This is a genomic window from Cellulomonas sp. P4_B5_2, from assembly GCF_056402235.1.
Map to the genome: position 1 here is coordinate 1 of NZ_JBFUHU010000087.1, position 11,425 is coordinate 11,425.

Annotated in this window: 8 protein-coding genes; 6 read left to right on the forward strand and 2 right to left on the reverse strand. The window is 71.8% G+C overall.

What is annotated here, in order from left to right; translation table 11 throughout:
• Positions 1-132: 132 nt before the first annotated feature.
• A complete protein-coding gene (gene rsgA / locus AC1DUQ_RS08100; protein WP_477073630.1) occupies positions 133-1,146 on the reverse strand; it encodes a ribosome small subunit-dependent GTPase A in 1,014 nt (337 codons plus the stop codon).
• A 116-nt stretch (positions 1,147-1,262) separates the two neighbouring features.
• Entirely contained in the window at positions 1,263-3,626 is a 2,364-nt protein-coding gene (purL, locus tag AC1DUQ_RS08105; RefSeq protein WP_477061086.1) for a phosphoribosylformylglycinamidine synthase subunit PurL, read from the reverse strand.
• Positions 3,627-3,805: 179 nt separating this feature from the next.
• Here purL and AC1DUQ_RS08110 point away from each other — a divergent pair, with 179 nt between their 5' ends.
• Genes AC1DUQ_RS08110 through AC1DUQ_RS08135 form a run of 6 tightly spaced genes read left to right on the forward strand, consistent with a single transcriptional unit; the run spans position 3,806 to position 11,396 of the window.
• Positions 3,806-4,825: a LacI family DNA-binding transcriptional regulator gene (locus AC1DUQ_RS08110; protein ID WP_477061085.1), complete on the forward strand. Its 1,020-nt coding sequence runs from the start codon at positions 3,806-3,808 to the stop codon at positions 4,823-4,825.
• Between the two features lie 42 nt (positions 4,826-4,867).
• Positions 4,868-6,139, forward strand: a complete 1,272-nt coding sequence (locus tag AC1DUQ_RS08115; protein ID WP_477073631.1) for a sugar ABC transporter substrate-binding protein — start codon at positions 4,868-4,870, stop codon at positions 6,137-6,139.
• A 4-nt stretch (positions 6,140-6,143) separates the two neighbouring features.
• Positions 6,144-7,157, forward strand: coding sequence for a carbohydrate ABC transporter permease (locus AC1DUQ_RS08120; protein ID WP_477061083.1), 1,014 nt, complete (start codon positions 6,144-6,146; stop codon positions 7,155-7,157).
• Entirely contained in the window at positions 7,154-8,029 is an 876-nt protein-coding gene (locus tag AC1DUQ_RS08125; RefSeq protein ID WP_477061082.1) for a carbohydrate ABC transporter permease, read from the forward strand. Before AC1DUQ_RS08120 ends, AC1DUQ_RS08125 begins: the two co-directional genes overlap by 4 nt.
• Before the next feature lie 20 nt (positions 8,030-8,049).
• The gene (locus tag AC1DUQ_RS08130; RefSeq protein ID WP_477073632.1) at positions 8,050-9,603 is read left to right on the forward strand and encodes a glucoamylase family protein; all 1,554 of its coding nucleotides are present in this window, start codon (positions 8,050-8,052) and stop codon (positions 9,601-9,603) included.
• Positions 9,600-11,396, forward strand: coding sequence for a GH39 family glycosyl hydrolase (locus AC1DUQ_RS08135; RefSeq protein ID WP_477061080.1), 1,797 nt, complete (start codon positions 9,600-9,602; stop codon positions 11,394-11,396). The genes AC1DUQ_RS08130 and AC1DUQ_RS08135 overlap by 4 nt, the downstream gene beginning before the upstream one ends.
• The last annotated feature ends 29 nt before the right edge of the window (positions 11,397-11,425 follow it).

An 11,425-nucleotide genomic window follows, 5' to 3' on the forward strand; every position in this document is an offset into this window, starting at 1 on the left:
GTCGTCGTCGACGCGATCGCACCCCGGTCCCGACGAGATAACCCGACGTCCCGTCGCCGTGGCGAGCGCTCGGCCGCATCCGAAACGATTAGGTGCCGGAATGGGCTCGTCGATGCGCTTCCGCGCGCTCGCTCAGTCCCGCGGTCGGCCCGGACCGCGCAGGCCCCGCTGGTACTCCTTGGTGATCTTCTTCCACCGGTTCCGCTCCTCGGCGCGCAGCCGGACGTCCGAGCGTCGCGCCTGGTACGCGGCCTCCTTGGCCAGGCGCCGCCAGCTGTCGAGCCGGCGCTCCGCCAGCTCGCCGCTGTCCAGGGCCGCCTGGATGGCGCAGCCGGGCTCCCCGGTGTGGTGGCAGTCGGCGAACCGGCACGCCGCCGCCAGCTCCGCGACGTCCGCGAACGTGGTGTCCAGCGCGTCGGCGTCCGCGACCACGCCGACCCCGCGGATGCCGGGCGTGTCGATGAGCATCGCGCCACCCGCCAGCGGGACCAGCTCGCGGTGCGTCGTGGTGTGCCGGCCGCGGCCGTCGGACCGCCGCTCGCCCGTCTCCATGACGTCATGGCCGGCGAGCGCGTTGACCAGCGTCGACTTGCCCGCCCCGGACGGGCCGACCGCGACCAGGGTGGCGCCCGGCACCAGCAGCGCGCGCAGGGCGTCGAGCCCCTGGCCGGTGGGGACGCTGACCGTGTGCACGTCGACCGCCAGGGCCACCGCCGCCACCTCGGCGGCCATGCCGTCGGGGTCGGGGACCAGGTCGGCCTTGGTGAGCACGACGACCGGCTGCGCGCCGGAGCGCCACGCCAGCGTGAGCAGCCGTTCGATGCGGCCGAGCTGGGGGTCCGGGTCCAGGTGCTCGACCACGAGGACCACGTCGATGTTCGCGGCGAGCGCCTGCACGCGGGACGTGGCGCCCGCGGTGTCCCGGACCRGGGCGGTCGTGCGGGGCTGCAGCACGGTGCCGGTCTCCTCGACGCGCAGCCAGTCGCCGACCGTCGGGGCGAGCCGGTCGCCGTCGTCCGTGGCGAGCAGGCCGTCCCGGTCCAGCGTCACGCGGTGGGGCGCGTGGGCACCGTCCAGACCGTCCGCGGGCAGCACGAGGACCGCGCCCTTGTCGGCGCGGACCACGCGGAAGAGCTCAGCCGGCACGCCTCGACGGTAGGAGCGCTGCGGCTCCCGGATCCACGGAAATACCGCCCGAGACCAACCTCAGTGGCGTTCTCCCGGTGCAGGACGCCACTGAGGTTGTTCTCGATGTCGCGGGTTCAGCCGAACCAGTGCGGGAGGGTGGCCTCGTAGGCCTCGCGGGCCTCCGTCAGGGGCAACGTGAACAGACCCTGGACCTCGACGGCCGGACCGTGGACGTGGTCGGACTCGTCGACGGGGGTGCCGGCGCCCGGCGAGCACGACTCCGCCGTCTCGCCCAGGCGAAGGGTGGGGACGCCGCGCGCGGTGCAGAGGTCGACCAGGCGGACCTCCTCCGAGCGCGGGACCGCCACGAGCACGCGGGCGGTGGACTCGGAGAACAGGGCCTCGAAGGGCGTGACGCCGTCGCGCTCGCAGATCGGGTCGAGCGACACCTGCACGCCGACGCCGAAGCGCAGGCTCGACTCGATGAGCGCCTGGACCAGGCCGCCCTCCGACAGGTCGTGCGCGGCGTCGACCAGGTCGTCGCGGCTGGCGTGCGTGAGGACCGCGGCGAGCCGGCGCTCGGCGTCCAGGTCCACCGCGGGCGGGAGACCGCCGAGGTGGCCGTGCACGACGTCGGCCCAGGCAGAGCCGTCGAGCTCGGCGTGCGTGGTGCCCAGCAGGTAGACGGCCTGGCCGGGGGCGGTCCAGCCCGACGGGGTGGCGTCGGCGACGTCGTCGAGCACGCCGACCACGCCGACCACCGGGGTCGGGTGGATGGCCGAGTCGATCAGGCCGGGCTCGCCGGTGCCGTTGTAGAGCGACACGTTGCCGCCGGTGACCGGGACCTCGAGCACCTGGCACGCGTCGGCCAGGCCGCGGATGGCCTCCACCAGCTGCCACATGGAGTCGGGGTGCTCGGGGCTGCCGAAGTTGAGGCAGTCGGTCACGGCCAGCGGGCGGGCGCCCGTCGTCGCCACGTTGCGGTACGCCTCCGCGAGGGCCAGCTGGGCGCCCGTGTACGGGTCGAGCTTGGCGTACCGGCCGTTGGCGTCGGTGGCCAGCGCGACCCCGAGGCCGGTCGACTCGTCGACGCGGATGACGCCCGAGTCGTCGGGCTGCGCGAGCGCGGTGTTGCCCTGCACGAAGCGGTCGTACTGGTTGGTCACCCACGCCTTGGACGCCAGGTTGGGGCTGCCCAGCAGCCGGAGCGCGGTCGCGCGGATCTCGGCGTTCGTGGCCGGCCGCGCGAGGGCCGTCGTCGTGTCGGCGTTCAGCGCGTCCTGCCAGGCCGGCCGCGCGTACGGCCGGTCGTACACCGGGCCGTCGTGCGCGACCGAGCGCGGCTCGACGTCGACGATGCGCTCGCCGTGGTGGTCGATGGTGAGCCGGCCCGTGCCGGTCACCTCGCCGATCACGGCCGTCTCGACGTCCCACTTGCCGGTGATGGCGAGGAACTCGTCGAGCTGGTCGGGCCGGACCACGGCCATCATCCGCTCCTGCGACTCCGACATGAGAATCTCGCCGGCGGTCAGCGTGGGGTCGCGGAGCAGCACGTTCTCGAGGTCGACGTGCATGCCGCCGTCGCCGTTGGACGCCAGCTCGCTGGTCGCGCAGGAGATGCCCGCGGCACCCAGGTCCTGGATGCCCTCGACCACGCGCGCTGCGTAGAGCTCGAGGCAGCACTCGATGAGCACCTTCTCCATGAACGGGTCGCCCACCTGCACCGACGGGCGCTTGGAGGGCTTGGTGTCGTCGAACGTCTCGCTGGCCAGGATCGACGCGCCACCGATGCCGTCGCCACCCGTGCGAGCGCCGAACAGGACGATCTTGTTGCCCGTCCCGGACGCGTTGGCCAGGTGGATGTCCTCGTGCCGCAGGACGCCCAGGCACAGGGCGTTGACCAGCGGGTTGCCCTGGTAGGAGGCGTCGAACACCAGCTCGCCGCCGATGTTGGGCAGGCCGAGGGAGTTGCCGTAGCCGCCGACGCCGGCCACGACGCCGTGCACCACGCGGGCGGTGTCGGGGTGGTCGACGGCGCCGAAGCGGAGCTGGTCCATGACGGCGACCGGGCGCGCGCCCATCGAGATGATGTCGCGCACGATGCCGCCGACACCCGTGGCCGCGCCCTGGTACGGCTCGACGTAGGACGGGTGGTTGTGCGACTCGACCTTGAACGTGACCGCCCAGCCGTCGCCGATGTCCACGACGCCCGCGTTCTCGCCGATGCCGACGAGCAGGTGCTCCTTCATGGCCGGCGTGGTCTTGTCGCCGAACTGGCGCAGGTGGTTCTTGCTCGACTTGTACGAGCAGTGCTCCGACCACATGACCGAGTACATGGCCAGCTCGGCGGCCGTGGGGCGCCGTCCGAGGATGTCCCGGATCCGCTGGTACTCGTCCGGCTTCAGGCCCAGCTCGGCGAACGGCTGCTCCTGGTCGGGGGTCGCGGCGGCGACGTCGACGGTGTCGGTCTGGGGGGCGCGCGCAGGTGCGGTGGTCATCGATTCCCTCGGTGGAGACCCGTGGCTCGGCGCCGGCTCGTGGTGCCGCGCGGCCGACGTCGGCAGACGCGCACAGGATACCGGCGCGCGTCGACGGTCGGACCCGGCGTCCGTGAGCGCAGCCGTCCGGGCGATCCGTCCGAGTTGCACTACTCGTCCGATCGTGTGACGGTCATCACATGAAAGCGCTTCCTACGGACTCGGGGACGACGGCGCCCGTGACGATCTACGACGTCGCGGCGCGCGCCGGCGTCGGGATCGCGACCGTCTCCCGTGCCCTGCGGGGGTCGGCGCCCGTGGCCGAGGCGACCCGGGCGAAGGTGCTCGCCGCCGTGGAGGAGCTCGGCTTCCGCCCCAGCCACGCCGGCACCTCGTTGGCGGCCCGCACGCACGCCGCCAACGGCATCGTCTTCCCGGACCTGTCCGGCCCGTACTACGCCGAGGTGCTGCTCGGGTACGAGGAGACCGCCTCGCGGCTCGGCCGCAGCGTCCTCGTCCTGGCCACCCACGGCCGGGACGACCCCGCGTCGTCCGTGCGCGACCTCGCCCTGCGCGTCGACGGGCTCGTCCTGCTCGGCCGCACGGTCGAGGACCACGTCATCGAGCAGCTCAGCGCGTCCGGGCTCCCCGTCGTGGTCGTCGCCCGGCCCGAGGTGGGCGCGGTCGACTCCATCCGGGCAGAGGGGCTCGACGCCGCACGCGAGCTCGGTGAGCACCTCGCCGGGCACGGCTTCCGCCGGGTTGCGTTCCTCGGGTCCCCGGAGGAGTCGCCGGACGTGGCCGAACGGTGGCGCGGAGTCCGGAAGGGCCTCGGTCTGCACGGAATCGAGCCCACTCTCACGCCGTGCCTGTTCGACGAGGCCTCGGGCGCACGCACAGCGGCAGGGCTGCTCGCGGGCACGGAGCGTCCCGACGCCCTGGTCTGCGCCAACGACGAGATCGCGCTCGGAGCGATCATCGCGGCGGAGGCGGTCGGCCTGCGGGTCGGCGTCGACGTCGCCATCACCGGCTGGGACGACGTCATGGCCGCGCGCCACGCCCGCCCCGCCCTCACCACCGTCCGCCAACCGATGCGCACTCTCGGGGCACTCGCCGCCGAGGTGCTGGACCAGCGCATCACAGGACAACGCACGACGCCACGGCACGAGTCGCTCGCCACCGACCTGGTGGTCCGCGACAGYTGCGGCACGCACCCCTGACAGACCCCACGAGGGGCTGTCCAGGTTCGAGGAGGAACCATCATGAGGAGATCCACGCGCGTCAGCGTCGCCGCGCTGGCCGTCACGGCGTTCGCCCTGACCGCCTGCGGCCGGAGCGACACACCAGCGGACGACGCCACCGCCGAGGCGGTCGCCACCGGGGACGTCAGCGGCACGGTCACCGTCTGGGCGATGGGCACGGAGGGCGAGGCCCTCGGCGACTTCGCCAAGGCGTTCACCGAGGAGAACCCCGACGTCACGATCGACGTCACGGCCATCCCCTGGGACGCGGCCCACGACAAGATCGCGACGGCCATCGCGGCCGACGAGGTCCCGGACGTGTCGATGATCGGCACCACGTGGATGGGTGAGTTCGCCACCAGCGGCGGGCTGGACCCGACACCGCCCGACCTCATCGACGAGTCCGCGTTCTTCCCCGGCGCCTGGGGCTCCACCGAGGTGGGCGGCACGTCCTACGCAGTGCCCTGGTACGTCGAGACCCGCGTGCTCTTCGTCGACACCGCGCTGGCGGAGAAGGCCGGCGTCTCGCCGACCCCGGCGACGTGGGACGACCTGATGGCGACGTCCAAGGGCATGCAGTCGGCGGGCGCCCAGTGGGGCATCACCCTGCAGGCCGGTCAGACGGGCGCGTGGCAGACGTTCCTGCCGTTCGCCTGGCAGGCGGGCGCGGAGATCATGAACGAGGAGCAGACCGAGTTCACGTTCGACAGCCCCGAGTTCGTCAAGGCGCTCACCTACTACCAGTCGTTCTTCACCGACGGGGTCGCCCCCAAGGAGCTCCCTGAGGGCACGCTCGAACCCGACTTCGTCGCCGGCAAGATCGGCGCGTTCCAGTCCGGCCCATGGCACATCGGGATCCTCAACGACACGGGCGGCGAGGGCTTCGTCGACAGTGTGACGCTCGCGCCGCTGCCTGCCGACGAGAAGCAGGCGTCGTTCATCGGCGGCAGCAACCTCGCAGTGTTCAAGAGCTCGGAGAACCGCGACGCCGCCTGGAAGTTCGTCCAGTGGCTCAGCCAGCCCGAGATCCAGGCGCAGTGGTACGCGACGACGAGCGACCTGCCCTCCGTGCAGTCCGCGTGGGACGAGGGCGACCTCGCCGACGACGCCGCGCTCGCCGTGTTCGGCGAGCAGATGACGACCGCCYAGGCGCCCCCGTCGATCCCGACGTGGGAGCAGGTCGCGAACGTCATCGACACCGAGCTGGAGAAGGTCTGCAAGACCGGCATGGACCCGCAGGAGGCCGCCACGGCCATCCAGCAGCAGGCCGAGTCGATCGGCACGGGGCTCTGACCTCATGTCGACGACCCTGACCTCCGGGTCGGGCGTGCGGAACCCGGGGGCGGCCGACCAGGCCGCCCCCAGGATCCGGCGCTCGTCCCCGATGCACCGTCGGCGCAGCATCGCCGCGTGGGGCATGGCAGCACCGTTCGTGCTGTTCTTCCTCGTGTTCACGGCGTGGCCGGTGGTGTCGTCGCTCTTCATGAGCGTCACCGACATCAAGAGCCGCGACCTGCAGAACCCGTTCTCCGTGAACCTCGTCGGGTTCGAGAACTTCTCCACCGTGCTCACGGACCCGCTCTTCCAGAAGGCCGCGCTCAACACCCTCTACTTCGTCGTCGTCGGGGTGCCGCTCACGATCCTGCTCGCCCTGGCCATCGCGATCGCCCTGAACACCGGCATCACCAAGCTGTCCGGGTTCTTCCGCGTCGGCTACTACCTGCCGGTGGTCACCTCGATCGTGGCCGTGGCAGTGGTGTGGCGGTTCCTGCTGCAGCCCGAGAACGGGCTGATCAACGAGGTGCTCGGCTGGTTCGGCATCCAGGGGCCGGACTGGCTCGGCAGCACGACGTGGGCCATGCCGTCGCTCATCGCGATGTCGGTGTGGCGCTCGCTCGGCACGCTCGTCGTCATCTTCCTGGCGGGCCTGCAGTCGGTGCCCAAGGCACTGCACGAGGCCAGCGCGCTCGACGGTGCCAACGCGTGGCAGCGGCTGCGCAGCATCACCCTGCCGACGCTGCGCCCGACCATGCTGTTCGCCGGCGTGATCACGGGCATCGGGTTCCTGCAGTTCTTCGAGGAGCCGTTCGTGATGACCCAGGGCGGGCCGCTGAACAGCACGCTGTCGGTGGCGTACCTGATCTACAACACCTTCGGGTTCGGCAACTACGGCGTCGCCGCGGCCATGAGCTACGTGCTGTTCGCCGCCGTCGTCCTGCTGACCGTCATCCAGTTCAAGGTGCTGGGCGAGCGGGACGACGCCACCGGGCGACGCCGACGCTGGTTCCGCCGGACGGGGGGTGCGGCATGACCGCCACCGCCACCGTGACCAAGCCCCGGGGTACGGAGGGTTCCCACCTCGGGGAGCCGCAGGCACGACCGTGGATCTACGCAGTGCTGGGCGTCGGGCTCCTGCTCGTCGTCACCCCGTTCGTGTGGATGCTGCTCGGGTCGTTCAAGTCCGAGGGCGAGCTGCGCGCCAACCCGCCCACGTGGTGGCCGCAGGCACCGACGCTGGACAACTTCCGTGAGCTGTTCACGCGCCTCGACTTCCCGCAGTTCTTCACCAACTCGATCGTCGTCGCCATCGCGGTGACGCTCGGCAACCTGCTGTTCTGCTCGATGCTCGGGTACGCGTTCGCCAAGATCGACTTCTGGGGACGCACCTGGCTGTTCCGGCTGGTGCTGGCCACGCTGATGATCCCCGGGATGGTGACGCTGGTCCCGCTGTTCGTGCTGGTCAGCAACCTGGGCATGGTCAACACGTACTTCGGGCTGATCCTGCCGTTCCTGGCCGGGCCGTTCGGCGTCTTCCTCATGCGGCAGTTCATGCAGGGGATCCCCGACGAGCTGATCGACGCCGCCCGGGTGGACGGCGCCGGGGAGCTGCGGATCTTCTGGCGCGTGGTCCTGCCGCTGTGCCGACCCGCGCTCGCCACGCTCGCGATCCTCACGTTCCTGGGCTCCTGGAACAACTTCCTGTGGCCGCTGGTGGTCGCCAGCACCGAGGACATGTACACGCTGCCGGTGGCGCTCGCGCTCTACAGCGTCGGGCAGAACGCGACCCAGTACGGCCTGCTGCTGGCCGGCTCCGTGGTGGTCGTCGTTCCCGTGCTGGTCGTGTTCCTCGCGCTCCAGCGTCACTTCGTCCAGGGGCTGGCTACCACCGGCCTCAAGACCTGACCTCCGAGAAGGGCTCGATGATGAGACTTCGACCTCTCGCGGCCGCAGCAGCGGCTGCCGCACTCCTGCTCACCGGTGCCACGACCGCCTCCGCCGGCGGCCGGCACCACGACGACGACCTCGGCCTGACCCGCCACGACCGCGCGGACCTGCACCGGTGGGCGACGGACACGTGGACCTCGTTCGTCGCCATGACGGACGAGACCACGGGCCTGCCGGCCGACAACATCGACGCGTCCCTCGATCCCGCCACGCGGTCCGGCTACACCTCGCCGACGAACATCGGCGCGTACCTGTGGTCGACGGTCTCCGCGGAGGAGCTCGGGATCATCGGCAAGCGCGAGGCCCGCGAGCGCATGAAGCAGACCCTCGACACGATCGCCACGATGGAGCGCCACGAGCCGAGCGGCATGTTCTACAACTGGTACGACGAGGCCACCGGCGCCAAGCTCACGCAGTTCCCGACCGGCGAGACGGTCTACCCGTTCCTGTCGACCGTGGACAACGGCTGGTTCGCGGCCGCGCTCATGGTGGTCGCCACCGCCGAGCCGTCCCTGCGCCGGCAGGCCAACGCCCTGCTCGAGCCGATGAACTTCGCGGCGTTCTACGACGCGAACCAGTTCGGCGGCACCAAGCCCGGCATGATGCGCGGTGGCTTCTGGGCCGACCCGCCACCCCAGGCGACCGACCCGGGGACGGTCGCGGGCTCGCCGGTGTACTTCACCAAGAACCACTACGACATCACCAACTCCGAGCCGCGGATCGCCAGCTACATCGGCATCGCCCGCGGCCAGATCCCGCCCGCGCACTACTTCGCGACGGCCCGCACGTTCCCGGCCAGCTGCGACTGGGCCTGGCTGGAGCAGCGCCCGGTCGGGGTGACCCGCACGTACGAGGGCCTCGAGGTGTTCGAGGGCGCGTTCACCTACCGCGGCATGCACATCGTGCCCACGTGGGGCGGCGACATGTTCGAGGAGCTCATGCCCGACCTGTTCGTGCCGGAGTCCGAGTGGGCCCCGAAGAGCTGGGGCGTCAACCACCCGCTCGCGGTGCGCGCGCACATCGAGCACGGCCTGGTCGAGGCCGGCTACGGCTACTGGGGCTTCTCCCCCGCCAGCGACCCGTTCGCCAACTACGACGTCTACGGGGTCGACGCGATCGGCATGAACCCCGAGGGGTACCCGTCCGATGCGGAGAAGACGAACGTCGACGCCGGCTACGAGGGCTGCCGCCCGGCGACCAACCCGACACCGACGTTCGGTGACGGAGTCGTCACGCCGCACGCCTCGTTCCTCGCTCTGCCGTACGCACCCCGCGAGGCCGTCGACAACCTGCGCAAGATCGAGACGGTCCTCGGCGCGTACGGGGACGGCGGGTTCTACGACGCGGTCGCCGTGCGCTCGAACACCCAGGCGGAGCGGTACCTCTCCCTCGACCAGGGCATGGTGCTGGGCGCGGTGGGCAACGTGCTCGGCGGCGGCATCCTGCACGACTCCTTCGGCACCCGTCAGGTGGAGAAGGTCCTGCGCCCGCTCATCGGCCAGGAGGAGTTCGGCGCGGGGGTCGTCAAGTGACCGACGCACGCACGGACTGGGAGGACCGGATCGGTCGGCGCTCCGACACGGCTGCGGCAGGTGCGATCCCCGTGCTGGCACCTCCCGCGGGCCTCTACGCGGCCCCCGGGGTCGGTCAGGTGTCGCTGCACTGGGAGCCGGTGCAGGGCGCGGTCGGCTACCAGGTGATCCGTGACGGCGTCCCGCTGGACCACCTCGGGGGCGACGTCCTCGCGGTGCCGCACCGGCCGTACGCGGACACCACCGGCGAGCCCGGCGTGCCGCACAGGTACGCCGTGGCCACCGTGACCGACGTCGACGTGACGGGTCCGGGGGGCGACGAGGTGGTCGCCGCCTCGCTGCCCGTCGGTGATCCCGCGGTGGTGGAGGTGCTCGTGGACCTCGACACCGTGGTCCGGGAGCTGCCCCGGCCCTGGCGGCCGATGATCGGCTCGGAGCACCTCAGCCTGCTGCTCAGCGACGAGTCGGTCGGCGGGCAGAGCATCGCCGCCGACCTGACCAGCGCGCTGCGCGCGGCGCACGACGAGCTCGGCGTGGCCACCGTCCGGGCGCACGCGATCCTGTGCGACGACCTCGGCGTGTACCGCGAGGTCGACGGGGAGCCGGTGCACGACTTCACCGGTGTCGACGCCACCTACGACGCGCTGCTCGCCCTGGGCCTGCGGCCGGTGGTCGAGCTGTCGTACATGCCGCGCGACCTGGCGTCGGACCCGGACGTGACCGTGTTCGGGTACGCCGCGATCGTGTCCCCGCCCAAGGACTGGGACCGCTGGGGCGCGCTGATCACCGACCTCGTCGGTCACCTGGTCCAGCGCTACGGGCTGGACGAGGTTCGCGAGCGCTGGTCGTTCGAGGTGTGGAACGAGCCCAACCTCGAGGTGTTCTGGTCGGGCACGCGCGAGGAGTTCTGGCGTCTGTACGACATGACGGTGAACGCCGTGCGCGCGGTCGACGACCGGCTCGTGGTCGGGGGGCCGTCCACGGCGGCGGCGGGCTGGGTGGACGGGCTGCTCGAGCACGTCGCCGGGTCCGGCGCTCCGGTCGACTTCGTCTCGACCCACACCTACGGCAACGCGCCGCTGGACCTGCGGGCGACGCTCGCGCGGCACGGGCGCGAGGACGCCGAGATCTGGTGGACCGAGTGGGGCGTGAGCCCGACGCACTTCGGCAACGCCAACGACGGGGTGTTCTCCGCGGCGTTCCTCGCCCGTGGGATGCGTTCCGCGGCCGGCCGGATCGAGGCGCTCTCCTACTGGGTGGTGTCCGACCAGTTCGAGGAGCTGGGCCGCCCGCCGCGGCTGCTGCACGGCGGTTTCGGGCTGCGCACGGTCGGCGAGCTGCGCAAGCCACGCTGGTGGGCCCTGTGGCTGCTGGAGCAGCTGGGGTCCGACGAGGTCGCGGCGACCCTGACCGGGGACGGCGCGGACAGCCTGGTCGAGGCGTGGGCGTCGCGCGACGACGACAGGGTCGCGATCGCGCTCTGGAACGGCACGCTGGACCAGAGCAAGGTCGACGGGTCCGCCGCGCTGGAGCGGAGGGTGCACCTGGTGCTGGACGGGCTCCCGCCGGGGTCGTGGACGGTGCGCGAGTCGCGGATCGACGCGGACCACTCGAACATCGCGGCCGTGTGGTCGTCGCTGTCCGACGGCGCCGACTGGCCGACCGACGACCAGTGGGCGACCCTGCGCGCAGCCGACCGGCTGGCCGTGACCGAGCGGCCTCTGGACGGCTCCTCGATCGAGGTCCACCTGCCCAACCCGGCCATCGTCCTGGTCGAGCTGGTTCGCGTGTGAGCTCGTGGTGGCGCAGCGCCGTCGTCTAC

What these genes read in the sequence shown, in the direction of transcription:
- AC1DUQ_RS08125 (WP_477061082.1), top strand. Translation starts at nt 7,154, where the DNA reads ATGACCGCCACCGCCACCGTGACCAAGCCCCGGGGTACGGAGGGTTCC.
- AC1DUQ_RS08130 (WP_477073632.1), top strand. Translation starts at nt 8,050, where the DNA reads ATGAGACTTCGACCTCTCGCGGCCGCAGCAGCGGCTGCCGCACTCCTG.
- purL (WP_477061086.1), bottom strand. Translation starts at nt 3,626, where the DNA reads ATGACCACCGCACCTGCGCGCGCCCCCCAGACCGACACCGTCGACGTC.
- AC1DUQ_RS08120 (WP_477061083.1), top strand. Translation starts at nt 6,144, where the DNA reads ATGTCGACGACCCTGACCTCCGGGTCGGGCGTGCGGAACCCGGGGGCG.